Origin of the sequence: Delftia sp. RIT313 (assembly GCF_000632165.1) — a bacterium.
In the GTDB taxonomy this organism is placed as follows: Bacteria; Pseudomonadota; Gammaproteobacteria; order Burkholderiales; family Burkholderiaceae_C; genus Comamonas; species Comamonas acidovorans.
On the sequence record NZ_JFYT01000057.1, the window covers coordinates 141,270 to 167,534 of the forward strand.

A 26,265-nucleotide genomic window follows, 5' to 3' on the forward strand; every position below is an offset into this window, starting at 1 on the left:
AAGCTGGGGCCGGCGATGACCACGCCACCGTCAGGCCCGGTCAGTTTCGTAGCGTGGCGGCCCCGGGCCGGGGCCAGGTCGTCAGCGGCTGCGCTCGGTGCGCGACACGTCCCAGAGACGGTTCATCTCGCTGCAAAAAGGCTGGGCGCAGGGTGCGCGGCCCTCGTACTGGCAGCCTTCGGTGGTGCAGAAATGCGACTGGTGCTCGAAGGCGCGGCGCTCGCGCGGCAAGGCGCCCGAGGCCTGGGCCGCCGCCATGTGCAGCCAGGGATCGTTGCGCTGCTGCAGCATCTGCTGCACCTCCTGCGCAAGCGCAGGCGACAGCGAAGCCACCGAGGCCAGGCCGGCCGGCGACGCCATGGCGCCGCCCGGCTGGCGCAGCGGCTGCAGCTCCAGCAGCAGCAGGGCGCTGGTGCGCAGCGCATCGGCGCCACGCGGCTGCACCACCACGGCCACCGGCCCCGAGGCCAGCGATTGCAGCGAGGCATCCAGCGGCAGGCGCAGGCCCGGCTCCGTGGCCTGCGCGCCCGCCAAGGGCAGCGCAGCGCCCGCAGGCAGTGCCGCCGCCGTGAAAGGGGCCGCACCCGGCGCGGAAGCCGATGCGGCCGCCAGCGCCATGGCCGCGCCCTGCGCCTGGGCCCAGGCCTGGGGCACCTGCAGGCTCAGCGTGAAGCCGCGCTCGCCCTGGGGCGTCAGCAGCGTGCCCTGCTGCACCCACCAGCTTTGCAGCGCGGGCAGGGTCTGGGTGGCGCCGCCTGCAACACCTCCAGGCGCGCTGGCACCGGCCTGCGGTGCCAGTCCCGATCCGGCCAGCAGCGCATCCACCACCTTGGCCTTGGCGGCTGCCACGGCCAGCGTCACTGCGGCAGCAGAGGGCTGCAGGGAGGCTGCGGCCTGCAGTGCAGGCGAGGAAGACGCCGCCTGCGGCGCAGCGCCGGCCTGGGCAGAGGCTGATGTCCCCGTCTGCGGACTCTGCGATGGCTGCGCTTGCCCTCCGGCCGGCGCTGTACCTGCCGCTGTACCAGCTGTCGTGCCGGCGGCCAGCGCCTGCAGCAACGCGGCCGATCCGGGCTGGGCCGCGAGCAACTGCAGGGCCTGGCCCTGCTGGGTACCTACCTGGGCCAGCAAGGCCTCCAGCAGCCGGCCCAGCGCCTCGGACACGCCGCTGGCCGGCCACTGCGGCGCGGGCGCGCCGGGGCTGGACTGGACCTGGCGCGCCAGCTGGGCCACCAGTTGCTCAAAGGCCTGCAGGCGCAGGCTTTGCAGCATCTCGGGCGACCAGCGCACGGCCGTGGCCGCTGGCGGCGTGACGGGAATGGAGGGTGAGGCGGGTGACGCGGGGGAAGCCGGCGCCACCGCAGCGGACGGCGCCTGTGGCGCCACCGGCGCACCAGTGGCCGGGCCGGAGACAGGCGCCGCCACTGGCAGCGGCAGCCCTGCGGCTGGGGACGGGACGGGCGGCAGCGGCGAACTCATGTCAGAGGCTCCGCCCGGGCCATCAGGCCGATTCCGGGTAGAACAGGCGGCGCGTGGGCGTGCTGCCCACGGCCTTGGCGATGGCACCGATGTGGTCCGGCGTGGTGCCGCAGCAGCCGCCCACGATGTTGACCAGGCCTTCGGACGCGAATTCGTGCACCAGGCGGCTGGTGACCTCGGGCGTCTCGTCGAAGCCCGTGTCGCTCATGGGATTGGGCAGGCCGGCGTTGGGGTAGCAGCTGATGAAGGTCTCGGGCGCGGCCTTGTTCAGTTCCTGGACGTAGGGGCGCATCAGCGCCGCGCCCAGCGCGCAGTTCAGGCCGATGGACAGCGGGTTGGCATGGCGCACGCTGTGCCAGAAGGCCGTCACCGTCTGCCCGGACAGGATGCGGCCCGAGGCATCGGTCACCGTGCCGCTGATCATGATGGGCAGGCATTCGCCGCTTTGCTCGAAGGCCTCGTCCACCGCGAACAGCGCGGCCTTGGCGTTGAGCGTGTCGAAGATGGTCTCGACCAGGATGACGTCGGAGCCGCCCTCGATCAGCGCCAGCGTCTGCTCCAGGTAGGCCTGGCGCAGCTGCTCGAAATTCACGTTGCGCGCGCCCGGATCGTTCACGTCGGGACTGATGCTGGCCGTCTTGGGCGTGGGGCCCAGGGCGCCGGCCACGTAGCGCGGATGGCCGGGCGTGCTGTACTTGTCGCAGGCCGCGCGGGCCAGCTGGGCGCTCTTGAGATTCATCTCGCGCGCCAGATCGGCCATGTGGTAGTCGTCCTGCGCAATCGTGGTCGCGCCGAAGGTGTTGGTCTCGATCAGGTCGGCGCCGGCGGCCAGGTACTTGTCGTGGATATCGCGGATCACGTCGGGGCGGGTGAGCGACAGCAGCTCGTTGTTGCCCTTGACGTCATGCGGGAAGTCCTTGAAGCGGTCGCCCACGCTGCCGGGGCCCGTGTAGCCCTGGCCCCGGTACTGGGCCTCTCCCAGCTTGAAGCGCTGGATCATGGTGCCCATGGCGCCGTCAAGAATGACGAGGCGCTTGGCAAGGATGGCGGGAAGCTCTTTGGCGCGGGTGTACTGGGGCAGGCTCATGGGCAGCGATTGTAGGAACTCCGGGGCGGCCGTGCCGGGCACGAGGATTCCCCCAGAAAAACGGCCTCCGCCCCAAACAAGAGGCGCGACCTATGAAACTAGCGCACCCCCACGCCAGAGACACCGAGGAAGGGCCTATGCCGGCCGCGCCGCCCCGCACCGAGGGTGTCGTCCCCCTCCCGCGTAGCGAGAGAGGGGGAAGCGGCGCAGCCGCTCAGGGGGTGCTAACCATTTCAGGTGCAGACAGAGACGACTTGAGCCGGCTGGCGGCTCAGGCTCACATACACATGGCCCACGCCGCTGTCGAAATATGCGGCCTCGTGGCGGCCCAGTTCCACCGATTCGCCGTTCTCGAACAGGATGCGCACCCGGCCGGAGAGCACCATCACGAACTCCTGGCCCGCATGGCGGATGGTCTCCGAGAATTCGCCGGCCTCGCGCGCATTGATCACGGCCACCAGGGGCTGCATCTTCTTGCCCGGGAAGGCGCCGCACAGCACGCTGTAGAGGTACTGGTCGGTCTCGTAGCGCTGCACGTCCTCGAAGCAGTCCTTGACCACGGTGGGCGTATCGCCGGCCGCCTGCTGGGCGTCCCCGACCATGAACAGCCGTGTCATGTCGATGTCCAGCGCGTTGCCCAGCATGAGCACCTTCTCGTAACTCAGCGCGATCTGGCCGCGCTCGGCCTTGGAGATGGTGGACACGGCCAGCCCGCTGCTTTCGGCCACCTGCTGCAGCGTCAGGCCGCGCTCCTTGCGCGCCTTGCGCAGCTTGGCGCCCACTTCGTGCTTGCCCGCAGGCATGGCGGCGGCCGTGCGGGCGCCCGGCAGCACGGCGGCGAGGACCTGGTCTGGCGTGGGGAGAGTGCTGGACCTGGGGCTGGACCTGGGGCTGGATCTGGTGCGGGGGCTGGGCATGAAGCGGGCGATCGGGGCTGGCGACCGCCCGATTCTAGGGTCAGGCCCGGCCGTCAGGCGCCGCGCAGGCCGGCCCCGGGCGCCTGCCTGCGGCCCATGCGCAGCCAGCCCACCAGCGCGCAGGCCATGAGGGCGAAGCCGATGTAGCCATAGACCGGGTAGACCATGCCCACCAGCGTGATGAAGCCCGCGAAGCTGCCGCCCAGGGCCAGCACGCCCGCCACGCCCGTGCCCCAGCGAAAACGCGGCGTGCCGGCCGGCAGGATGCGGGCCACGAAGGCATAGAGCATGCCCACGGCCGTGTTGAGGATCATGCCGAAGATGACCAGCGACATCAGGTGCCCCAGCCAGGGCGAGATCTGCGTGGCCAGCGACAGCATGGGCATGGACAGGCCGCCCAGCGTGTCCATGCGCCAGTACATCGCGGCCGCGATCATCAGCATCAGCAGGCCCAGCAGCAGCCCGCCCGCCACGCCGCCCCACAGCGCCACGCGGCGCGAGCTGGCCTGCCCGCCCATGATCACCAGGAAGGGCATGCCCGCCACCACGTTGTAGGAGACATAGAGCAGCGCCGCCACCAGCCAGTGGCCCGCGCCCCGGGGCTGGGTGGCGGCGGCGGCCTCCAGCGCGGCCATGTCGCCGTGGGGAGTCACCAGCACGTAGCCGGCGACCACCACGGTCATGAACACCAGCAGCGGCGTGACGGCGCCGATGAAGGCGATCACCCGGCCCACGTCCAGGCAGACGATGAGCACCGTGGCAACGGTGGCCAGCACGCTGCCCCAGACCTCGGGCAGGCCCAGCCACTGGTGCAGCAGCGAGCCCGCGCCCGCCAGCATGACCACGGTGATGGCAAACAGGAAGAAGGTGATCAGCACATCGAACACCATGCCCACATGCCGGCCCAGCAGGGCCTGCACCACCTCCTTGTGCGAGCCGGCCTGCAGGCGCTGGCCCATGGTGGAGAACGCCATGGACAGGAAGACGAAGGCCAGGGCCGCCACCAGGCAGCCTGCCAGGCCGATGGCGCCAAAGCCCGCGAAGAACTGCAATATCTCCTGCCCCGAGGCGAAGCCCGCCCCGACGATGACGCCGACGAAGGCGCCGGCAATCCTGCTCACTTCCTTGAATGCACCCATGCCTGTCTCCTTGGATTGTTGTGTGTTGCGGGGGCCGAAAAGGTGGAAAAGCGATGACGGGTCAGGCCGCGAAGCGCGCCGGACTCAGCCGCAGGGCATCGACGCCTTGGGCCAGCAGCTCGGCGGGCAGCGGCTCGCGCATCAGCAGCGCGGCCGCGGCGGCCGAGGCGCCGGCCGCCGTCTGTATGCCATAGCCGCCCTGCCCGGCCAGCCAGAAAAAGCCCTCGCGCTGCGCATCCCAGCCGATCACGAAGTCGTCGTCGGGCGCAAAGCTGCGCAGCCCGGCCCAGACATGGCGCGGCCGGCGTATGCGCAGGCGGGTCAGTGTCTCGATACGGTCTATGCCCATGGCCACGTCCAGCTCCTCGGCCACCACATCATGCGGCGGCACGGGATCGGCATTGGCGGGCGAGCCCAGCAGCTGGCCCGCATCGGGCTTGAAGTAGAAGCTCTCGTCCACGCCGATCACGGCAGGCCAGCCGTGGATGTCCTCGCCCTCGGGGGCGGCAAAGGTGAAGGCCGAGCGGCGCCGGGGCTCGATGCCCAGCGGCCGCGCGCCGCACAGCCGGGCCACGGCATCGGCCCAGGCGCCTGCGGCATTGACCACGGCGCGGGCGCGGACCTGCGACCCGTCCTGCAGCACCAGGGTCCACAGGCCCTGGCCATCACCATCCACCTCACGCTCGGCGCCCGACAGTTCGGCGCCGCAGCGCAGCCGCGCACCGGCACGCGCCATGCCGCGCAGAAAGCCCTGGTGCAGTTCGGCCACGTCGATGTCCATGGCGTCCAGGTCATGCACGGCGCCCACGAGCAGGCTCTCCTGCAGGCAGGGCACCAGGGCGCAGGCCTGGCGCGCGTCGATGCGCTCGGCGCGCAGGCCGTCGCGGCGGTACATGGCCAGGGCCTCGTCCAGCTGGGGTTCCTGGCCGGCCGTTCCTATGTAGAGCACGCTGCGCGGCTGCAGCAGCGCGTGCTCGCAAAAACCTTCGGGCGGCGCGCTGTAGAAGCCACGGCTGGCGCGTGTCAGCGCGCGTATCTGCGCGGTGCCGTAGCTCTCCATGAACATGGCGGCCGAGCGGCCCGTGGCGTGGTATCCGGGCTGCGGCTCGCGTTCCAGCACCACTACCGAGGCGCCGCCCCCGGCCAGCCGCCAGGCCACCGAGGCACCGGCCATGCCGCCACCGATCACGGCGAAATCCAGAACCTGGCTTTCCATCATCCATCGCTCCATTTTTTTCCAATGAGAAAATTATCCGATAAGAAAAAAATGAGGCAAGCCCCTGGTCCTCGTGGTTTTCACCGGGTGCGCCGGACAAGAAAAAAGGGACGGCGCCTGGCCGTCCCTTGTGGCAATGCGCGCCGCACGCTCAGGCCGGCGGCAGCTTTCCGTCCCAGCCACCGGCCAGAGCCTGGTACAGCGCCACGGCGGCGCGCAGGCCGCGCGCACGGCTGTCGGCGGCCGCGTCCTGGGCGGCATACAGGTCGCGCTGCGCATCCAGCACTTCGTACAGGCCCACGCTGCCCAGCTGGTAGCGGCGCTGCGCCAGTTGCTCGGCACGCTGGCGCTGCTCGGCGGCCTGCGCCAGGTGGGCGTCTTCGCTGCGCGTGCGCTGCAGGCGCACCAGGGCGTTCTCCGTGTCCTCCAGCGCCAGCAGCACGGTCTGCTGGTACTGGGCCAGCGCAGCCTGGGCGCCGGCCTCGCTGGCCGCGATGCGCGCCCGCACGCGCCCCACGTCAAGAAAGGACCAGTCCACGCCCAGGAATACGCTGCTGCGGGCGCTGGCACCCTCGAACAGCGCGCCGCCATGCAACGCCGTGCTGCCCAGCAGCCCGCCCAGCGACAGGCGCGGGAACAGGTCGGCCGTGGCCACGCCGATGCGTGCCGTGGCCGCATGCAGCCGTGCCTCGGCCACGGCCACGTCCGGGCGCCGGCGCAGCAGGCCGGCCGGCGTGCCGGGGTCGATGGCCGGCGGCAGCTGCGGCAGGGCGGCAGGCACATCCAGCGCGGCGATCAGCGCCTCGGGCACCTGGCCCGTGAGCACGGCCAGCCGGTGCTGCGCCATGGCGATCTGCGCCTGCAGCGCGGGAATGCGCGAGCGCGTGGCCTCCAGCTGGGCCTGGGCGCGCGCCAGGTCGAACTCGGTGCCGCTGCCGTGCGCCAGGCGCAGCTGCACCAGGCGCAGCGTGTCCTGCTGGTTGGCCGCATTGGCCTGCGCCAAGGCCAGGCGCTGCTGCCAGCCGCGCAGGTCGGCGTAGCTGCCCGCCACCTGGGCCGCAATGGCCACCTGCAGGGCCGCCAGGTCGGCCGCATCGGCGCGCAGGTCGGCATGCCGCGCCTCGATGCTGCGCCGCACGCGGCCGAACACGTCGATCTCCCAGCTGGCGGCCAATCCGGCGGTGTAGCTGCGCTGGCTGCGCGGGCCATAGAAGGCCTCGCTCTCGCTGAGCTTTTGCTGCGTGGCCCGGCCCGACATCGTGACCGTGGGCAGCTGGTCGAAGCGGCTTTCGCGCAGCAGCGCCTGGGCACCGTCCAGCCGCGCCAGCGCCACCTGCAGGTCCTGGTTGTCGCCCAGCGCGCGCTCCACCAGCTGCGTCAGCTGCGGGTCCTGGAACTGGCGCCAGAAGGCGGCGTCAGGCTCGGCCTGGGGGGTGGCCGGTGCAGGCTCGGCCCGCGCGAACTGCGCTGCGGCCCGCGGCGCCGCAGGCGCCTTGAAGTCGGGGCCGACCGCGCAGCCGCCCACCAGGGCGGCGGATGCCAGCGCCAGCGCGTGGCGGCTCAGGGACTTGCGTATCTCAGGCATGTGGGGACTCCAGGGAGGCGGGCTGGGCAGGCCCGGTGGAATGCGCAGGCGCATGCCCCGTCAGCGCGCGGCCCGAAAGCCGGCGCAGCGTGACGTAGAACACCGGCGTGAGGAACAGGCCGAACAGGGTCACGCCCAGCATTCCCGAGAACACCGTCACGCCCGTGGCCGCGCGCACCTCGCTGCCCGCGCCGCCACCGATGAGCAGGGGCACGGCCCCGGCGATGAAGGCGATCGAGGTCATGACGATGGGGCGCAGCCGCAGGCGGCAGGCCTGCAGCGCGGCATCGACGATGCCCACGCCGCGCAGCTCCAGCTCGCGTGCGAATTCCACGATCAGGATGGCGTTCTTGCAGGCCAGCCCCATCAGCACCACCAGCCCCACCTGCACGAAGACGTTGTTGTCGCCGCCGGCCAGCCAGACGCCGAACAGCGCCGCGCAGATGCACACGGGCACGATGAGGATCACGGCCAGCGGCAGCGTCCAGCTCTCGTAGAGCGCGGCCAGCACCAGGAAGACCAGCATCACGGCAATGGCGAAGACCACGGCCGCGGCGTTGCTCTGCTCCACCTGCTGGTAGCTCAGGTCGGTCCAGGCCAGCTCGATGCCGCGCGGCAGCGTGCGCTGCGCGATCTCCTGGAGCTTGGCCAGCACCTCGCCCGAGGACAGCACGCGCGGGTCGGAGTCGCCGATCAGATCGGCCGCTGGAAAGCCGTTGTAGCGCAGCACCGGGTCGGGGCCGAAGCTGGGCACCACGGTGACCATGGAGCCTATGGGCACCATCTCGCCGCGTGCATTGCGCGTGCGCAGACTGGCGATATCCTCCACGGTCTGGCGGTGGTCCGCGTCGGCCTGCAGCATCACGCGCCAGACGCGGCCGAAGGCGTTGAAGTCGTTGACGTAGACCGACCCCAGGTAGGCCTGCAGCGTCTGGAACAGGTCGGTCAGCGCCACGCCCTGGGCCTTGGCCTTGGTGCGGTCCACTTTGACTTCCAGCTGCGGGATGTTGGACTGGTAGCTGCTGACCGGGTAGGTCATGCCCGGCGTTTTGGCGATCTCGGCCTGGAAGGCCTGCAGCGCCTGCTGCAGCGCCGCGTAGCCCAGGCCCGCGCGGTCCTGCAGGAACAGCGAGTAGCCCGAGCCGTTGCCCAGGCCCTGGATGGGCGGGGGCATCAGCGCATAGGCGAAGCCGCCCTCGATCTGCGAGAACTTGGCGCCCAGCTCGGCATTGATGGCCTCGGCGCTGCGCGTGCGCTCGCCGAAGGGCTTGAGCATGATGTAGGCGCTGGTCAGGTTGGGCGTGGTCGTGGACTGCAGCGCGTTGAAGCCCGCGAAGGCGGCGACCATGTCCACGCCTTCCACGCTTTTGGCGGCATCGACCATCTGGCGCGTGACCGCATCCGTGCGGTTCAGCGAAGCCCCTTCGGGCAGCTTGGCGCCGCCGAACAGGTACAGCTTGTCCTGCAGCGGGATGAAGCCGCCCGGCACGGCCTGGAACAGCACGGCCGTGCCCGCCAGCAGCGCCGCATAGACCGCGAACACCAGGCCCCGGCGGCGCAGCGAATGCCCCACCGAGTTCTGGTAGCCGTGGGCGCTGCGGTCGAAGAAGCGGTTGAAGGGCCGGAAGAGCCAGCCCAGGCTGCGGTCCAGCCCGCGCGCCAGCGGATCGCGCGGCGCGCCGCGCGGCTGCAGCAGCTTGGCCGCCAGCGCGGGCGACAGCGTCAGCGAGTTGATGGCCGAGATCACCGTGGAGATGGCAATCGTCACGGCGAACTGCTTGTAGAACTGACCCGTCACGCCGCTGAGAAAGGCCATGGGCACGAAGACCGCGCACAGCACCAGGGCGATGGCGATGATGGGGCCCGAGACCTCCTTCATCGCCAGGTGGGCCGCCTCCAGGGGCGTGTGCCCTTCCTCGATGTAGCGCTCCACGTTCTCCACCACGACGATGGCGTCGTCCACCACGATGCCGATGGCCAGCACCAGGCCGAACAGGGTCAGCGTGTTGATGGAGTAGCCCAGCAGGTACAGCCCCGCGAAGGTGCCGACGATGGACACGGGCACGGCCAGCAGCGGAATGATGGAGGCGCGCCAGGTCTGCAGGAAGACGATGACCACCAGCACCACGAGGATGACGGCCTCGATCAGCGTGCTCTGCACCGCCTTGATGGAGTCGCGCACGAAGACCGTGGGGTCCCAGACCGTCTCGAAGGCCACGCCCTCGGGCAGGTCCTGCGAGAGCTTGTCCATGGCCGCGTAGACCTGCTCGGCCACGCCCAGCGCATTGGCGCCGGGCGACAGGAAGATGCCCACGGCCGCCATGTTCTTCTTGTCGCTCCACGAGCGCAGCGTGTAGTCGCTGGCGCCCAGCTCGATGCGCGCCACGTCGGCCAGGCGCACGACCTGGCCGTCCGCGCCGCCCTTGAGCACGATGCTGCCGAATTCCTCGGGCGTCTTCAGCCGCCCGCGCACGTTGATGGACAGCAGCTTGTCCGCGCTCTGCGGACTGGGCTGCGCGCCCAACTGCCCGGCCGAGACCTGGATGTTCTGCTCGCGGATGGCGGCAATCACCTCGGGCGCCGTGAGCTGGCGCGCGGCCACCTTGTCCGGGTCCAGCCACACGCGCATGGCGTAGTCGCCCGCGCCGTAGATGCCCACGTCGCCAATGCCCGGAATGCGCGCCAGCACGTCCTTGATCTTGAGCGTGACGTAGTTGCGCAGGTACAGCGCGTCATGCTGGCCGTTCTGGGAGACCAGGCCCACGTACATCAGCGGCGTGGACGACTGCTTTTGCGTGGTCACGCCGAACTGGCGCACCTCCTCGGGCAGACGGCTCTGGGCCTGGCTGACGCGGTTTTGCACGCGCACGGCGGCCGTGTCGGGATCGACGTCGGGGCGGAAGGTGGAGACCACCTGCAGGCTGCCGTCGGACGCCGCGACCGACTTCATGTACATCAGGCCTTCGACGCCGTTGATGGCCTCCTCCAGCGGCACGGCCACCGACTCGGCGACCTCCTTGGGATTGGCGCCCGGATAGGTGGCGCGCACCACCACGCTGGGCGGCACGACCTCGGGATACTCGCCCACGGGCAGCTGCGGAATCGCGACCAGCCCCACGGCGAACAGGATGATGGAGAGCACGACCGCGAAGATCGGCCGGTCTATGAAGAATTTGGAGAAGTCCATGGTGCTTCCCGGTTCACTGCGCGGCCACGGCCGGCGCCTTGGCCACCGCCGCCTGCCCATCGCCGGGCGCAGGCTTGGGGCTGATCGGCATGCCGGGGTAGTAGATGCGCTGCAGGCCGCCGACCACCAGGCGGTCGCCCGCCGCCAGCCCCTTGTCCACCACGCGCCGGCCATCGACCATGCGGCCCAGTTCCAGGTCACGGCGCTCGGCCTTGTTGCCCTCGCCCACCACATACACGTACTTGCGGTCCTGGTCGGTGAGCACGGCCTTGTCGTCGATCAGCAGCGTCTGCCGCTCGCCGCCCACGCCCTGCGCGTCTTGCAGTTGCACGCGCGCGAACAGGCCCGGCGTCAGCAGGCGGTCGGGATTGGGCAGGCGGGCGCGCATGCGCACCGTGCCCGTGCCCGCGTTGAGCTGGTTGTCGGTGAAGTCCAGGCTGCCCGCATGCGGAAAGCCTTCGTCGCCGGCCAGCCCCACACGCACGGGCCGCTGCACGCCGGGCCGCCCCTTGGTGTTCTTGGCGGCCTGCTGCTGCCGCAGGAAGCTGTGCTCGTCCGCATCGAAGTAGACATACACCGGGTCCTGCGAAACCACGGTGGTCAGCACGCTCTGGTCGGCCTGGGCCAGGTTGCCCACGGTGAGCAGGGCGCGGCCCGCGCGGCCGGAGACCGGCGCGCGCACCTCGGTGAAATCCAGGTTGAGCCGGGCTGCCGCCAGCGCGGCCTCGGCGGCACGCACCTGGGCGGCGCTCTGGGCCAGGGCGCCGGCGCGCGTATCGGCCTCCTCGCGCGAGACGGCATGCTCGGCCACCAGCTGGCGGGCGCGCTGGTCCTGGGTGCGGGCCAGCGCGGCGCCTGCGCGCGTACGCTCCAGCTCGGCCTCGGCGCTGGCCAGGGCGGCGCGGTAGGGCCGCTGGTCGATCACGAACAGCAGCTGGCCCTTCTTCACCTCCTGCCCCTCGCTGAAGGCAATGCGCTCGATATAGCCCGACACGCGCGGGCGCAGTTGGACCGACTCCACGGCATCGATGCGGCCGTTGAACTCGTCCCAGACACGCACGCTGGCCGGCACGACTTCGCTCACCAGCACCTCGGGCGCAGGCGGCGGGCCGTCGCTGGCGTGGGCATCGCCCACGGCCTGCGGGCGGCAGCCGGCAAGCAGGGCCAGCGCCGCCAGGGCGCCTCCGAACAGGGCACGCCGCAACGGCGGCGGGGGAAGAACGGGCATGGATCGACTCTCCTTGAGGGGGATGGGCAAGGCCCTGCTGCCGGGGCTGCGGCGGGGCCGGAAAAAGGGGCGGGACCGCAGGCTCTGGAGGCCTTCCAGGCGGTTGCTCACAATGGGTTGCATTCTTCAAGTTCAAGTGAACTTGAAGTCAAGATCCGCGCGCAAAGACACCACGAAAATTGAGGACGGTTTGCCGGGGACATTGCTGGCCGGATCGGACAAGCGCAGCGGCAATTGACCAGGAACGACCTGAGAAGACCTGGACAGGCGCGCACAGACGGACACACGCGCGTTGCCGCACCTGCAGGACGCCACCACTACACTGCAAGGCCATCTGACCCAGGGTGGCGGCCAGGCATTGCCAGGAACCGCCAGGTACCGCCAAAAAACGCCGACGAACGCCGACACCCTCCATGGAAAAGCACTGGATGCCTGCCGCATGAATCTGCTTGCTCACGCCACACTGTCCCGGCCGCAGGGACGCAACAAACGCATCAGCACCGTGAGGGTGCTGGCCCTGGAGATGCCGGGCGGCGACACCACGGCCACCGCAGCGCGCCATGTCGTGACCTTGCAGGTCACGCAATTGAAGGCCGGCGTCGTCGCGCAGGTCGATGACAGCACGCTCACCCCCTTGCCCCAGGCGCTGGAGCCTGCACGCCAGCGCGCGCTGGCCTACCTGCGCCAGCGCCTGGGCGCGGGCGATGTGCTGCAGTCCCATGAGGGCTTTGCGGAGCTGGATGCTGAAGCAGGCCCGGCGCCCTCCCCCGGCCAGGCCCGGGAACAGGCCACGGTGCCGCCAGGCCTGCCGGAGTCGGCCCTGCAGGCCGGCGCCATTTCCGCCCTGTGCAAACGCCTGGACGGCAGCGCCTGGCGGCTGATGCCCTCGGGCCAGCAGGCCCGGCTGGTGTGGCGGCTGGCCGAGTATGCGGACCCCGCGCGCGGCGGCGCCGCCCAGCGCCTGCTGCATGCCCAGGTTCCACGCCTGGTGGCGCTGCTGGGCACGGGGGACGATCTGCTCGACTACTGCCTGGCCTACCTCATCGGGCGCCTGGGCGATGGCGGCGCGGCGGTGGCCCTGCAGGCGCTCTCGCAACGCGGCACCAGCGAGGCCACGCGCGATCTGGCGCACCAGGCCTGGCTGGCCCTGCTGGAGCCGCAGGAACGCAAGGCGGCGCTGCAGGAGTACCAGGCGCAGTGGGCCGGGATCCCCCCGCAGGAAAACGGCCTGAAAGAGGACGGACCGCAGGCCGAACAGGCCTTCTTCCAGGCACTTGGGCCACAGGCGCTGCTGGCGGCCGATGCGCTGGGCGCGCACGACGGCGCCGTACACCAGCAGCTGCTGGCCTGGATGGAGCGCATCCCCTTCACGCGCGCATGGTGGCCGGCCCTGCGGCGCATCCACAAGCGTGCCGAGTGGCGGCGCGACCACGCCCTGCTGGCCGTGCTGCATGCGCGCTTCGATGGCCCGCGCGACGAGAGTGCCGTCTTCAGCCGCGACACCTCGCTGTACCTGCGCCTGCGCGGCTGGCGCCAGCTGCGGCGCATGGCCTCGGCCGACCACAGCGAAAGCGCCGCCCATGCCGCAGCCCTGCTCGAGGCCATGGACCGCTGCTGCGCGGGCCTGCCTGCCTCGCGCTCCGGCCGCCTGCCCGAATCGCGCTGGCTGCTCGCCGCCCGGCTGCTGTTGCCACGCTGGCCGCAACTGCATGCCTCGGCCCGCGCCCACACCTGGCACACCGACGAGCCGCTGGACCTGCAGCAGCTGCCCGCGCAGCGCGTGGAAGGGCTTTCGGCCATGTGGGACGCCCACCCCGGGCAACTGCTGCAACTGGTGGGCCGTTCGCAGTCCACGCTGCTGCTGTGGTCGCTCACGCGCGCCCTGCAGGACCAGAAGGCCTTTCTGGACGGCCTCGATGCAGCGGCCACCGCGCCGCTGCTGCACAAAACCTATGCACCGGCGGCTGCGCTGGGCCTTCAGATCGCCCAGCAGCGCATGGTCTCGCTGACCGACGATGCGGCACGCCGGCCCTGGCTGCTGGCGCTTGCGCAATGCGGCGACGGGCCTGCCGCCAGCTACCTGGGCGCCTGGCTGTCGCGTGACCGCGCAGGCGCCGCGCGCGATGCCGAACTGGTGGCAGCCCTGCTGCTGTCACCGGCCGCCAGCTCGCGCACCCAGGGCCTGGCCCTGCTGTTTTATGCCGATGGTGCAGCCGTGGCCCTGGCCTTGCTGGCGGCGCTGCCCACGCTGGACACCGAAAGCCCCGCGCTGGCCGATATCCGCGATGCGGTGCAGGCACTGTTCGATGGCAATGGCCCGCTGGCTGCGCAGGCCGCCAGCGTCCCGGCCCCGCCGCTGCACCACCTGCTGGCGCACTCGGTGACGGCGCTGGTGGAGATGGCCACCGCCTGGCTGCTGGCGCATCCGCAGGGCCTGCGGACCCTGCCCCCGGCGGCGTTGCGCGGGCTGCTGGAATCCGAGGAACCTGCGCGCATGGCCTGCGGCATCCGTCTCATGGGCAGCCTGGCCGATGACCTGCTGTGCGAGCAGGCCGCCATGCTGGCCGAATTCGCCGTATCACCGCATGCCGCCTTGCGTGCAGCGGCAGCGCCCCTGGTCGAGCGCCTGGCCGGCATCCCCCTCTACAACACGCGCTGCAATGCCCAGATCGCCGAACGCCTGCACGAGGTGCTGTTCCGCGCGGAAAAGGCCGAAGGCGTTCACGACGCGGCGCTGCGGCTGCTCACCGGCCCGCTGGCCGCCGTGGCCCCGGCCCGCGATGCCTCGGGCATCTGGCGCGCCCTGCAGGCGCAGGCCAAGGGCGCACAGCGCTACGGCGCCTGGGGCCTGAAGGCGCTGGACCTGCAGGCCTACACGCTGCGCCAGTGGTCCACGCTGGCCCGGCATGCCGATGCCGACGTTCGCGCCTTGAGCCGCCAGAGCATCGATGCGCAGCTCACGCCCATGGACCGGACCCTGCCCGAGCAGGCCGAACAGCTGCTGCCGCTGGCCGACGCCCTGTTTGCCGACACGCAGCAGTACGCACGCGAGATGTTCGGCCAGCGGCTGCCGGACGGCGCCCTGTCGCCGCAGCTGCTGCTCGGCTGGGTCGATCACGCCCAGCCCTGGGTGCAGGCCCTGGGCCGCCAGCGGCTCGCGCAGCACATGAGCGCGCCCGAGGCCAGCCTCTTCCTCACGCGCCTGGCCCAGCACCCCGCCACCAGCGTGCAGCTGTTCGTCACGCAATGGCTGCTCGCCCTGCCCGACGAGCCCGCGCCGCAGCGCGCGGCGCGCCTGCAGGAGCTGCAGCCCTACTTCCTGGCCGTGCTCAGCCAGGTGCACCGCGCGCGCGCCAGCAAGACGCGCGTGCTGCATTTCCTGCGCAGCCAGGTGCAGGCGCCCGAGACCGCCGCCGTGGTGGCGGCCATCTTTGCGCGGCAGGTGGTCAGCGCCAGCCATGCCGACCAGCCCGACTATGTGGCTGGGCTGCGCGACATCGTGCAGCGCCATCCCCAGCTGGCGCAAAGCTTCATGCAGCCCCTGGCGGCGGAGCGGCGCGGCCAGGCCCCGTCTTCAACCTGAGCGCCGCAACAAGGCACGGAGTCGATCGGACATGGAATTTCGCTATCAGTACTACGGCAGCACGCAGGTCAACGACACGGCGGCCGAGCAGGCCTTCTCCTTCGCGCCCGACCTGCTGCGCCCACCCACGCGCTTCGACGGCCTGCTCCGGCGCGACGGCCCGGCCTACCTGCAGGTGCGCGAAGGGCTGTCCGCGCTGCACAGCGTGGTGGTCAGCGACCTGCGCACGCGCGGCCGCGACAAGACGGCCTACCGCGAATGGCTGCAGGAGCACGAAGCGCAAATGCTCGCCACCTTCATGGCCGACACCGGCGGCGCCCAGGCGCGCGCCAAGGAAATCAGCGCCGAACTCAAGGACCTGCGCGAGACCCGCAACCAGGTGCTCTCCCCCTTCTACAAGGCCCAGCGCAAGTACTTCGACTGGCTGTTCGTGGCCAACCGCGATGCCTGGTATGTGCTGGACCCCGTGATCACCGTGCACCCGGACCGGCTGCTGTTCGAGGCCTTCAGCCAGGACGAATCGAGCTACTGCGCGGTCAGCATCCGGCACGAGGCCTTCGAGCATGCGGGCGAGCGCATCTGCGGCACCACCAACATCGATTACTCGGCCAGCCTCTACGAAGAATTCCAGAAGATCCGCAGCTACCGGGACACGCGGCTGACGCTGGACCCGGCGGGCTTTGCCGTGCAGGTGGGCGGCGACCCCGCGCTGCGCGAGGAAAAGATCGACCTGCCCGACAGCTGGCTGCGCGGCTTCGTGCAGGTCTCCAGCGCCATGGCCCTGCCCGCCACCGTGCTGGAGCTGCACCCCATGGACCTGTTCAACATCTGCGCGCGTCTGCGTGCCCGGCGCGAGCGCCATGGCCCGCGCGCGCTGCGCTTCGAGCTGGCGCCGGGACAGCCGCCCACCGTGGTCTTCGAGCCTTGGGAGGAACGCCTGGCCACCCGGCGCTCGCACGTCGTCAGCGATGCCATGGGCACGGGCGGCGGCACCATCCGCCTGTGGGGGCGCCGCCGCCTGCTCACGCTGGAGCGGCTGATCTCCCAGGCCACGCGCGTGCGCGTGCACCTGCTGGGCAGCGGCATGCCCAGCTTCTGGGTGATCGAGCTGGGCCTGGTCACGGTCACGCTGGGCCTGTCGGGCTGGAGCGCCAACGACTGGGCCGCCAGCGCACGCTTTCACCTGATGGCGCCGCAGGCCGAGGTCACGCCCGCCCAGGTCGAGGCCGTGGGCCGGCAACTGCAGTCGTGCTGGCAGGCCGGCGCGCAGGAACTGGCCCAGGCCACGGGTCTGGCCCCGGCCCAGGTGCACACGGCCATGACACGCTGGATGCAGGCCGGGCGCGCGGTCTACGACCTGGACGCCGGGCGCTACGCCTGGCGCGAGCTGCTGCGCGAGCCGCTGACGGCGCAGCAATTGCAGCCCGCCAACCCCGAGCAAGACAAGGCGCTGGCCCTGGTGCGCGGCAAGGCCATTGCCCCGCCGCGCATCGACCGCAAGGACGGGTTCAGCCGCATCACCGGCCAGATCCCGCGCGCCGACGGCAAGCGCCTGTTCGACACCCAGCTCGAACTCGATGCCGACGAGCGCCTGACCGATGCGCGCTGCAGCTGCAACCACTACCAGCAGTACCGGCTGCGCCAGGGGCCCTGCGAGCACATGATTGCGCTGCGCCTGGTGGCGCAGCCCCAGCTCGATGCCGCCCGCCAGCCGACCGGCCCGCAGATGAAGGCCGCAGGACAAGGAGAAATCGCGTGAACCGCTTCAATTGCTCTACACTGCCACGCGGAGCGACGCGCAGGCTCTTGCAATCCGGGTGGTGTTTCGCCACCCTTGTGAACTGCCGTTTCATGCACCACGGGCGCCGTTTTCACTGTGCCACCCCAGCGACGGTATGCGTTTTCCTGAGTGGCTTGCCACAAGCGAAACACGCATACCGTCGCGGGGTGGCGTCGAGCGAACAGCTCCCGTCCCGTGAGCCCTGCGGGCTCTTCGACGAGAAGCGCGTCGCTCCATTTCTTTGCCCGCCGCACAGCGGCCGGGCCCGCCTTGCCGGGGTGGCCGCATGAGCCAGCCGCAACCCACACGCGCCGAGATCTACGAGCGCATCAAGGCATCGAGCAAACAGGAAGTCATCCTCGACGAGATGCAGCGCCTGGGCTTCTGGCCCAAGGGCGAGGGACAGCCGCAGCTGGCCGCCGCCCACATCCAGCGCGAGGGCGAGCTGCAGCGCGAGCTGGCCGAGCTGCGCCAGCAGATCGCCGTGCGCCAGAACCCCGAGCGCGCATTGCGCCAGATGCGCAAGGAGCGCATGCAAAAGGCGCTGGCCCAGCGCGAGGAAACCAAACGCCGCCAGGCCCAGGAGCGCCACGACAAGGCGCTGGCCTGGCATGCGAAGCGGGCCACGCACGCGGGCTATCTGGGCCCCGGCGTCTCCGCTGCCCTGCAGGGGCCGCAGGCCGGTGAGGCACCGCCTGCTGCCGGGGAACGCCGGCAGGCCGACCCGCAAAGGCTGGCACGGCATGGCCTGCCGGAACTTGCCGATGCGGCGCAGCTGGCCGATGCCATGGGCATCACCGTGGCCGAGCTGCGTTTCCTGGGCTTTCACCGCGAGGTGGCCCGCACCCACCACTACCACTCGTTCACCCTGCCCAAGAAGACCGGCGGCGAGCGGCTGATCTCCGCGCCCATGCCGCGCCTCAAGCGCGCGCAGTACTGGGTGCTGGACAACATCCTCGCCAAGGTGCCCGCGCACGATGCCGCGCACGGCTTCCTGGCCGGCCGCTCCATCGTGAGCAATGCCGCGCCGCATGCGGGCCACGACGTGGTCATCAACCTGGATGTGAAGGACTTCTTTCCCAGCATTGCCTTCGGCCGCATCAAGGGCGTGTTCCGGCATCTGGGCTATGGCGAGGCCATGGCCACCCTCCTGGCCCTGCTGTGCAGCGAAAACCGCGCCCAGGCCTGGCAGGTGGATGGCGAGAAGCTCTTCGTCGGCGGCAAGGCGCGCGAGCGCGTGCTGCCCCAGGGCGCGCCCACCAGCCCCATGCTCACCAACCTGCTGTGCCGCCGCCTGGACCGCCGCCTGCTGGGCCTGGCCAGGCAGCTGGGCTTTGTGTACACGCGCTATGCGGACGACCTGACCTTCTCGGCCTCGGGCGAGGCCGCGCGCGACAACGTGGGCCGGCTGCTGGGCCGCGTGCGCTGGATACTGCGCGACGAAGGCTTCACGCCCCACCCCGACAAGGAGCGCGTGATTCGCAAGGGCCGCCGCCAGGAGGTCACGGGGCTGGTGGTGAACGCGGACAAGCCCGGCGTATCGCGCGAGACGCGCAGGCGCCTGCGCGCCGCCCTGCACCGCGCCACGCAGGCCAGCGCCGGCAAGCCGGCGCACTGGCAGGGGCAGGCAGCCCAGCCCTCGCAATTGCTGGGACTGGCGCAGTTCGTGTACCAGGTCGACCCCGTGCAGGGCGGTCCGCTGCTGGGCCAGGCCCGCCAGCTCACGCGCAGCCCCATCGACCGCGCCAACGATGCCCTGCTGCAGGCCAGCCGGCAGGACCGCGCGGCAGCGCGTGCGCAGCCGCACGCAAGCGCACAGTTCCGGCGTCTGGCCGCCAGCGGGCAGGCGCCTGCGCTGGCCAGCGGCAAGACGTGGTGGCAGCCGGCCGAGCCGGCGGCACCCGTGATCGAGAAAACCGACCAGCAGCGGCGCGAACAGCGGCTGCAGGAGCGCGAGGCCGCACGCGCCCAGGCCGCGGCGGCCGCACGGCCGGCCGTGGACACGCCGCAGCAGCAGCCTGCACAGGCGCCGAGCCCCGACGCCCAGGCACCCGGCCCATCGCCGATGCCCGGCCTGCTGACCTACTGGACGCAGATCGTGATCTGCTTCTTGCTGGGCACGGTGTTCCAGGCACGCCTGATCACGCTGATCGGCATCGTGCTGGTCCTGCTCCTGCGCTACCGGCGCATACGGCGCTGGGATGTCTTTGCCGCTGCGATGGTGGTGGCCGTGCTGCTGGGCCTGGGGTTGCGGCTGTCGTGATGTTCGCGGGGCCGCAGGCCTCAGAGGCCTGCGCCGCCGCCCGCCACGGGTGCGCTGCGAAGCGCCAGAAAGCGGCGCGGCGAGGTGCCCACCGCCTTGCGGAACATGGTCACGAAGGCCGGTGCGCTCTCGTAGCCCAGGGCATCTGCCACGGTCTGTATGCGCAGCCCCTCGGACAGCTTTTGCAGTGCGGTCAGCACATGCAGCTGGCGGCGCCACTGGTTGACCGTAAGCCCGGTCTCGGCCAGGAACAGCCGCGTCATGCTGCGCTCGCTCATGCCGATGCGCTGGGCCCAGTCGGCCAGCCGTGCCTGCAGCTGCGGCTGCTCGCACAGGGCGTTGGTCATGCGGCGCAGGCGCCGGTCGTGCGGCAGGGGCAGGTGCAGTCCTTCGGGCTGCGCCGCCTGGATCTCGTCGAGCAGCACCTGCATGAGCCGGCCATCGCCGCTGTCGGGCTCGTAGTCCTGCGGCAGGCCCTGCACGCGGTCCAGCAGCGCACTGAGAAAGGGCGAGACGGCCAGCGCATGGCAAGGTCCGGGCACGGGGCGCACGGCCCCTGCCTCGACAAAGACCACGTAGCCGCTGGCCGCACCGCTGCAGCTGACGCGGTGCAGCGTGCCGCCCGGAATCCAGGCGGCGCTGCGCGGCGGCACCACGCAGACGCCCGCATCGGTCTCCAGCGTGATCAGCCCCGCATGGGTGACCATGAGCTGGCTCTTGCGGTGGGCATGGAAGTTCATCCCCCAGTCGCCGGGGCCCGACCGCATGGGCAGGACGATCACGGGACGGTCCACATGATCGGGGTCCCATCTCTCGGGCAGGACTTTGAGCAGGGCGGAATCCACGGCATTCATGGTGTTTCTCTCAGTTCATGTCAATCGGTCATCAATCGGACCCGAGCAGCTCCCGTGCACGCTGCTGCGCCTCCTCGGGGGAGGCCACCAGCAGCATGGGATAGCCCCAGGCCTTGCCGAACATCTGTGCGAAGGCCTCGGCCTCGGCGCGCTTGTGCGCATCGGGCTCGGCGTGGACCAGGGCGCGCACCAGGCTTTTGAGCTCGGGGCGGCGGGCCTTCATCCACAGCACGACCTGCTTGCGCTCCTCGGGCGAGCGCTCCTCCTGGGACATGTCGCCGTCGCTGAAGAAGACAAAGGCCTGGCCGCGGGCCAGCAGGGCCGAGAAGTCCTCCAGCAAGCGGTCCACGGGCACGGCCTTGTCGCGCTCGTAGCCCATGCGGACCAGGGGAAAGCTGCTGCTGTCGATGTACATGGAAACCTCCGGCCGATGCCATTCAATACAAATGAGACCCATTACTGTATGAATGAACGGCAGCTGCGTCATTGCAGCACTCAGCCAAAGAATTTCGCAGTCCGGCCAGGACGCTCGCATGGGCGGTACAGACCCGGTTGCCCTGTTCCTGTGCTTTCGCTCAGAATGGCCGCATTCTTCGAGTTCAAGTGAACTTGAAGTCAAGCCACGAAGGAAAGCCACCATGAAAACCGAGGATGATCCGCTGCTCAGCATCGGCGACGTGGCGCAGCGCAGCGGGGTCAAGGCCTCGGCGCTGCGCTTTTACGAGTCGCTGAACCTGATCGAGTCCGTGCGCAGCGCCAGCGGCCATCGGCGCTACCACCGCTCGTCGCTGCGGCGCATCGCCTTCGTGGTGTTCGCCCAGCGCATCGGCTTCACGCTGGAGGAGATCGCCGAGCAGCTGGCCAAGCTGCCCAGCCGCCATGTCCCCACGGGCGGGGACTGGCAGAAGATGTCGCGGGTCTGGAAGCAGCGGCTGGACGACCGCATAGGCGAGCTGCAGCGGCTCAGCGAGAGCCTGGACCAGTGCATTGGCTGCGGTTGCCTGTCACTGCGCCACTGCGTGCTGCACAACCCCGGCGACCTGTGCGCACAGAATGGCCCCGGGCCGCGCCGCTGGCTGGGCGACCCGCCGCCCGTGGCCATGGGCGGGCCCTGCCCGGGCCACTGCCACGACGAAGGCTGATCAGGACACGCGCCGTGTCGTGACGAAGTCCAGCACCGCCTGCAGCATGCGCTGCAGCGTGGGCTGGATCTGTTCGGCGCGCTCGGGCAGGTAGTCGAAGGGCAGGGCTTCCTGCATATAGCTGCACTGCGTCATCTCCAGCTGCACGGCGTGGATGCCGGCCTCGGGCTGGCCGTAGTGGCGCGTGATGTAGCCGCCCGTGAAGCGGCCGTTGAGTATGGCGGTGTGGCCCGGCGCGGTCTGCGCAATGGCCAGCAGATGCTCGGCCAGCTCCAGCGCGCAGCTCGTGCCCTTGCCGGTGCCCAGGTTCAGGTCGGGCAGCTTGCCTTCGAAGAAACGCGGCAGCACCGAGCGGATGGAGTGCGCATCCCACAGCGCCACGGTGCCGTGCACGGCCTTGAGGCGGTCCAGCTCGGCGCGCAGCTGTGCGTGGTACGGGCCCCAGATGGCTTCGCGGCGCGCGGCGATCTCGGCGTCTGCGGGCACATCGGCCGGGTCGGCGTACAGCGGCGTGTCGTCGAAGGTGTCCACGGGGCACAGGCCGGTGACGCTCTGGCCCGGGTAGAGGCTGGCGCCATCGGGCGGACGGTTCAGGTCCACCACATAGCGCGAATGCGTGGCCACGAGGATGGAGGCGCCCATGGCCTTGGCGAACTCGTACAGGCGCGGCAGGTGCCAGTCGGTGTCGGGCACGTGGCGGGCTTCCTCGGTCAGGCGCGCGGCGATGTCGGGCGGCACATGGGTGCCCGCATGGGGCATGGAGATCAGCAGCGGCGCCGTGCCCTGGTGGAAGACGAAGGGAGGGGGAGCGGTATCGGTCATGGTGTGATTCTGGAACGTTTCTGGCGGATTTTGCGGGCCCATGGCATGCGGGTGCCTCAGGATTGCAGGGTGGCCGCGCGGGCCGCGACAAAGCCGCGGGCTGCCGCTTCGTGCAGCGCATGGCGGCCCGCCTGCACGCGGCGCTCGCCCCCCACCCAGAGGCTGTGCAGGGCGCTGCTGCGGTGGCTGCCGAAGACATGGGCCGAGACCATGGCCTGCACCGGCAGGCCGGCCAGTGCCACATGGTCTGCGTCCAGCGCCAGGAAGTCGGCCTGCTGGCCCACGGCCAGCCCGGCCACGGGGCGGCCTGCGGCCTGGGCACCGCCCTGCACGGCAGCGGTCCACAGCGCGGTGCCCACCTGCGGGTCGGGGCCGGCCAGCACATTGCGCTGGCGCAGCGACAGGCGCTGGCTGTATTCGAGCATCAGCAGTTCCTCGGCCGCATTGACGCAGGCATGGCTGTCCGAGCCCACGCCCCAGGCACCGCCGTGGCCCAGCCATTGCGGCATGTCGAAGATGCCATCGCCCAGGTTGGCCTCGGTGGTGGGGCAGATGCCCGCCACGGCGCCGCTGCGCGCGGCGCCCGCGTATTCACCGGGCGTCATGTGGGTGGCATGGACCAGGCACCAGCGCGCGTCCACGGGGGCGTGCTCCAGCAGCCATTGCACGGGACGCTGGCCGCTCCAGGCCAGGCAGTCGTCCACCTCCTGGGTCTGCTCGGCAATGTGGATGTGGACGGGCGCGCGCGCGTCCAGCGCCGTCAGGCCCTCCACGGCCACGCGCAGGCTGTCGGGCGGCACGGCGCGCAGCGAGTGCGGCGCCAGGCCCAGGGCCGCGCCCTGGGCACGGGCCTCGGGCAGCAGGCGCTGCAGCAGGGCCAGCATGTTGTCGGTGCTGCGGATGAAGCGCGCCTGGTCGGCGCGCGGTGGCTTGCCGCCGAAGCCGCTGGTCTGGTAGAGCACGGGCAGCAGGGTGATGCCCATGCCGGCCTTGCGCGCGGCGCGCAGCAGGGCCAGGGACAGCGTGGCGTCGTCGGCATAGGGCCGGCCATCCCGGTCGTGGTGCACGTAGTGGAATTCGCAGACCGAGGTGTAGCCGGCCTCCAGCATCTCCACGTACAGCCAGGTGGCGATGGCCTCCAGCGACTCGGGCGTGATGCGCGCGGCAAAGCGGTACATGAGGTCGCGCCAGCTCCAGAAGCTGTCCTGGGCCTCGGCGCGGTATTCGGTCAGGCCCGCAAAGGCGCGCTGGAAGGCATGCGAGTGCAGGTTGGGCATGCCGGGCAGCACGGGGCCGGGCGCGCGCGGCGCGCTGCCGGGCGGGGCGTCGGCCTGTACGGCCAGCAGGCGCCCTGCGCCATCCCAGCGCAGCAGCACATTGCGCGCCCAGCCCGTGGGCAGCAGCGCATGCTCGGCGAACAGCGTGCGGCTGTCGGGTGTCGGGTCGATGCCGCTCATTGCCCGGCCTCCAGGATCTCGGCCAGCGCGCGCACGAAGCGAGCGTTGTCGGCCTCGGTGCCCACGGAGACGCGGATGAAGTGCTCGAAGCCCGGCTCCTTCCAGGGCTTGGTGATGATGCCCCGGGCCAGCAGCGCCTCGTTCACCGGGCCGTTGGGACGGCCGATGTCGATGAACAGGAAGTTGGCGGCCGAAGGCGCCATCCGAAGTGCTGGCAGGGCAGGCAGGGCGGCCAGCCGCTGCGCCAGCACATCGCGCAGGCGCACGGTCTCGGCCACGCCGCGCTGCATGAAGCCCTCATCGCCCCAGGCCGCCAGCGCCGCCGCCTGAGCGGCCTGGTTGACGTTGAAGGGCGTGCGCACGCGGTCCAGCAGTTGCACCAGGGCCGCGTCGCTGGCCAGGCCGTAGCCCACGCGCAGGCCTGCGAGGCCCCAGGCCTTGGAGAAGGTGCGCAGCACGATCCAGGGCATGGCGCGGCCGCGCAGCAGGGCCAGCACGTCGGGATAGCCGTCGGCGTGCAGGGCGTACTCGTAGTAGGCCTCGTCCACCACCATCAGGGTCTGCGGCGGCGTGGCGTCCAGCAGGCGCGCGAAATCGCCGGCGCTGAACATGCAGCCCACGGGATTGGAGGGATTGGCCAGCATGGCGATCTTGGGGCCGCGCGCCAGCGCCTGGCACCAGGCATCGACATCGAAGCCCAGCGCGGGCGTCAGCTCCAGCAGCTCGACGCGGGCGCCCATCATGCGCGGGTAGATCTCGTGCAGGCCGAAGGCCGGGCGCTGGGTGAGCACGCGGTCGCCGGGCGAGAGAAAGGCCTGGCAGAGCATCTGCAGGATGTCCTCGGAACCGTTGCCCACGGCAATGGCCTCGGCCGGCACGCCGGTGCGCGCCGCGATGGCCGCGCGCAGCGCCGTGCATTGCGCATCGGGATAGGTGCCCACATGCAGGGCCAGGTCGGCCAGGGCGCGGGCCACGGCAGGGCTGGCGCCAAAGGGGTTCTCGTTGCTCGCCAGCCGCGCGATCTCGGTGACGCCGTAGCGCGCCCGCACGGCCTCGGAGGACAGGCCTGCGTTGTACGGCGGCAGCGGCGGCACTTCGGGGCGTGCCAGGGTGTGGATCGCGTGGATGGCGGGAGCGTTCATAGGTCGAATACCTTGCCGGGGTTGAACAGATGCAGGGGGTCCAGCGCCTGCTTGATGGCGCGCATCACGGCCAGTTCGGCCGGCGTGCGGCTGGCGCCGAGATAGGGCTTCTTGTGCAGGCCGATGCCGTGCTCGGCCGAGACGCTGCCGCCGAACTCGCCGACCAGGTGGTACAGCGCGGCCTCGACGCCATCGCAGTCGCCGTTGGCGGTGGCACCGTCCACCGAGACATGCAGGTTGCCGTCGCCCACATGGCCGAAGAACAGCGAGTGGTGGCCGGGCCAGCGCGCGTCGAACGCGGCGCGGCAGGCATCGGCGAAGCGGCCGATGTCGGCCTGGGGCAGGCTGACGTCGAAGTTGACGGGCGGATGCATGTTCGTGTTGAGCTCGGCCGGCGCCTCGCGCAGCTTCCACAGCTGGCGCGCCTGTGCCACGGACTGGGCGATAACGGCATCGGCCACCTCGCCGGCCTCCATGGCCTCGCCCAGGGCCTCTTCCACGTCGGCGCGCAGCGTGGCCTCGTCCTTGCCGTCCACATCGATCAGGGCCAGCAGCGCATGCGCCTGGCCAAAGGGCGGCTGCAGCTTCTGCCAGCGGATGGAGGCCTGGATGAAGCTGTCCCACATCAGCTCGAACGCCGCCACGCCGTTGCCAAAGCGCGATTGCATGCGCGCGAGCACGGACAGCGCCGCATCGAAGTCCGGCACGGCCACCAGGACCGTGGCGCGGGCCTGGGGCGCGGGACGCAGGCGCAGCAGCACGCGCGTGACGATGCCCAGCGTGCCCTCCGAGCCGATGAAGAATTGCTTGAGGTCGTAGCCCGTGTTGTTCTTGAGCATGGGGCGCAGCATGGGCAGCACCGTGCCGTCGGCCAGCACCACCTCCAGGCCCAGCACCTGCTCGCGCATCATGCCGTGCTGCAGCACGCCGTTGCCGCCCGCATTGGTGGCCACGTTGCCGCCGATCTGGCAGCTGCCGCGCGCGCCCAGGTCCACGCCGAAGACCATGCCTGCGGCCACGGCCGCCTCCTGCACGGCCTGCAGCGTGGCGCCGGCCTGCACGGTCATCAGCGCGGTGCGCGCGTTCACGTCCTCGATAGCGTTCATGCGCTCCATGGAGACGGCCACGGCACCCGCCACGGGCACGGCCGCGCCGGCCAGGCCCGTGAGCCCGCCCTGGGGCACGACAGGCACGCGGTGGGCCGTGCACAGGCGCATGAGCGCGCTGACCTCGTCGGTGCTGCGCGGGCGCACCAGGGCCAGCGGGCGCTGGGGCGGCGTGCCGCTCCAGTCGGTGTGGTAGCGCGCGGGCACATCGTCGCCGCGCTGCGCCACTTCGGCGCCCAGGGTGGAAATCAATTCATCGAGAAACAGTGCATGGGACATGA

The 26,265-nt window shown here is 70.9% G+C and carries 18 protein-coding genes; 4 read left to right on the forward strand and 14 right to left on the reverse strand.

Translation table 11 applies throughout. The features are described from left to right. Window positions 1–81 precede the first annotated feature (81 nt). The 8 genes from BW39_RS17370 to BW39_RS17405 form a co-directional block, all read right to left on the reverse strand. The gene (locus tag BW39_RS17370; protein ID WP_043823292.1) at window positions 82–1,476 is read right to left on the reverse strand and encodes a hypothetical protein; all 1,395 of its coding nucleotides are present in this window, start codon (window positions 1,474–1,476) and stop codon (window positions 82–84) included. A 22-nt stretch (window positions 1,477–1,498) separates the two neighbouring features. Then, window positions 1,499–2,563, reverse strand: coding sequence for a homocysteine S-methyltransferase family protein (locus tag BW39_RS17375; protein WP_043823294.1), 1,065 nt, complete (start codon window positions 2,561–2,563; stop codon window positions 1,499–1,501). A gap of 233 nt (window positions 2,564–2,796) precedes the next feature. Further along, a complete protein-coding gene (locus BW39_RS17380) occupies window positions 2,797–3,480 on the reverse strand; it encodes a helix-turn-helix domain-containing protein (RefSeq protein WP_012202107.1) in 684 nt (227 codons plus the stop codon). 53 nt (window positions 3,481–3,533) lie between these two features. Then, window positions 3,534–4,619 (reverse strand): YkvI family membrane protein, encoded by a 1,086-nt coding sequence (locus BW39_RS17385; RefSeq protein ID WP_034397643.1) that lies wholly within the window; start codon window positions 4,617–4,619, stop codon window positions 3,534–3,536. Between the two features lie 61 nt (window positions 4,620–4,680). After that, entirely contained in the window at window positions 4,681–5,835 is a 1,155-nt protein-coding gene (locus tag BW39_RS17390) for an NAD(P)/FAD-dependent oxidoreductase (RefSeq protein WP_013800060.1), read from the reverse strand. Between the two features lie 151 nt (window positions 5,836–5,986). Then, window positions 5,987–7,420, reverse strand: coding sequence for an efflux transporter outer membrane subunit (locus BW39_RS17395; protein ID WP_043823460.1), 1,434 nt, complete (start codon window positions 7,418–7,420; stop codon window positions 5,987–5,989). Further along, the gene (locus BW39_RS17400; RefSeq protein WP_043823296.1) at window positions 7,413–10,607 is read right to left on the reverse strand and encodes an efflux RND transporter permease subunit; all 3,195 of its coding nucleotides are present in this window, start codon (window positions 10,605–10,607) and stop codon (window positions 7,413–7,415) included. Before BW39_RS17400 ends, BW39_RS17395 begins: the two co-directional genes overlap by 8 nt. Before the next feature lie 13 nt (window positions 10,608–10,620). Continuing rightward, on the reverse strand, window positions 10,621–11,835 hold the full coding sequence (locus BW39_RS17405) for an efflux RND transporter periplasmic adaptor subunit (protein WP_043823298.1): 1,215 nt from the start codon (window positions 11,833–11,835) through the stop codon (window positions 10,621–10,623). Window positions 11,836–12,274: 439 nt separating this feature from the next. On the opposite strand from BW39_RS17405, the gene BW39_RS17410 reads away from it, so the two are divergent. The 3 genes from BW39_RS17410 to BW39_RS17420 all read left to right on the forward strand — a co-directional run bounded on the left by BW39_RS17410 (window position 12,275) and on the right by BW39_RS17420 (window position 19,461). Next, window positions 12,275–15,418 (forward strand): hypothetical protein, encoded by a 3,144-nt coding sequence (locus tag BW39_RS17410; protein WP_043823301.1) that lies wholly within the window; start codon window positions 12,275–12,277, stop codon window positions 15,416–15,418. A gap of 31 nt (window positions 15,419–15,449) precedes the next feature. Continuing rightward, complete coding sequence (locus tag BW39_RS17415) at window positions 15,450–17,177, forward strand: SWIM zinc finger family protein (RefSeq protein WP_043823302.1); 1,728 nt, start codon at window positions 15,450–15,452, stop codon at window positions 17,175–17,177. Window positions 17,178–17,484: 307 nt separating this feature from the next. Beyond that, window positions 17,485–19,461, forward strand: coding sequence for a reverse transcriptase family protein (locus BW39_RS17420; RefSeq protein WP_043823303.1), 1,977 nt, complete (start codon window positions 17,485–17,487; stop codon window positions 19,459–19,461). A 20-nt stretch (window positions 19,462–19,481) separates the two neighbouring features. On the opposite strand, the gene BW39_RS17425 is transcribed toward BW39_RS17420, so the two are convergent. Both BW39_RS17425 and BW39_RS17430 read right to left on the reverse strand, forming a co-directional pair. Then, window positions 19,482–20,315, reverse strand: coding sequence for a helix-turn-helix domain-containing protein (locus BW39_RS17425; RefSeq protein WP_012202098.1), 834 nt, complete (start codon window positions 20,313–20,315; stop codon window positions 19,482–19,484). Between the two features lie 31 nt (window positions 20,316–20,346). After that, on the reverse strand, window positions 20,347–20,730 hold the full coding sequence (locus BW39_RS17430; protein WP_016447388.1) for a hypothetical protein: 384 nt from the start codon (window positions 20,728–20,730) through the stop codon (window positions 20,347–20,349). A 223-nt stretch (window positions 20,731–20,953) separates the two neighbouring features. On the opposite strand from BW39_RS17430, the gene soxR reads away from it, so the two are divergent. Next, window positions 20,954–21,457: a redox-sensitive transcriptional activator SoxR gene (gene soxR / locus BW39_RS17435; protein ID WP_012202096.1), complete on the forward strand. Its 504-nt coding sequence runs from the start codon at window positions 20,954–20,956 to the stop codon at window positions 21,455–21,457. Here the strand turns inward: soxR and hutG are convergent, their stop codons facing one another. The 4 genes from hutG to BW39_RS17455 are packed head-to-tail and all read right to left on the reverse strand — an operon-like array spanning window position 21,458 to window position 26,263. After that, on the reverse strand, window positions 21,458–22,321 hold the full coding sequence (gene hutG / locus BW39_RS17440) for an N-formylglutamate deformylase (protein ID WP_051941033.1): 864 nt from the start codon (window positions 22,319–22,321) through the stop codon (window positions 21,458–21,460). 14 nt (window positions 22,322–22,335) lie between these two features. Continuing rightward, the gene (locus BW39_RS17445) at window positions 22,336–23,736 is read right to left on the reverse strand and encodes a formimidoylglutamate deiminase (RefSeq protein WP_043823305.1); all 1,401 of its coding nucleotides are present in this window, start codon (window positions 23,734–23,736) and stop codon (window positions 22,336–22,338) included. Then, window positions 23,733–24,878: a histidinol-phosphate transaminase gene (locus BW39_RS17450; RefSeq protein WP_043823306.1), complete on the reverse strand. Its 1,146-nt coding sequence runs from the start codon at window positions 24,876–24,878 to the stop codon at window positions 23,733–23,735. Before BW39_RS17450 ends, BW39_RS17445 begins: the two co-directional genes overlap by 4 nt. Further along, entirely contained in the window at window positions 24,875–26,263 is a 1,389-nt protein-coding gene (locus tag BW39_RS17455) for an FAD-binding oxidoreductase (RefSeq protein WP_043823307.1), read from the reverse strand. Before BW39_RS17455 ends, BW39_RS17450 begins: the two co-directional genes overlap by 4 nt. Window positions 26,264–26,265: the final 2 nt, after the last annotated feature.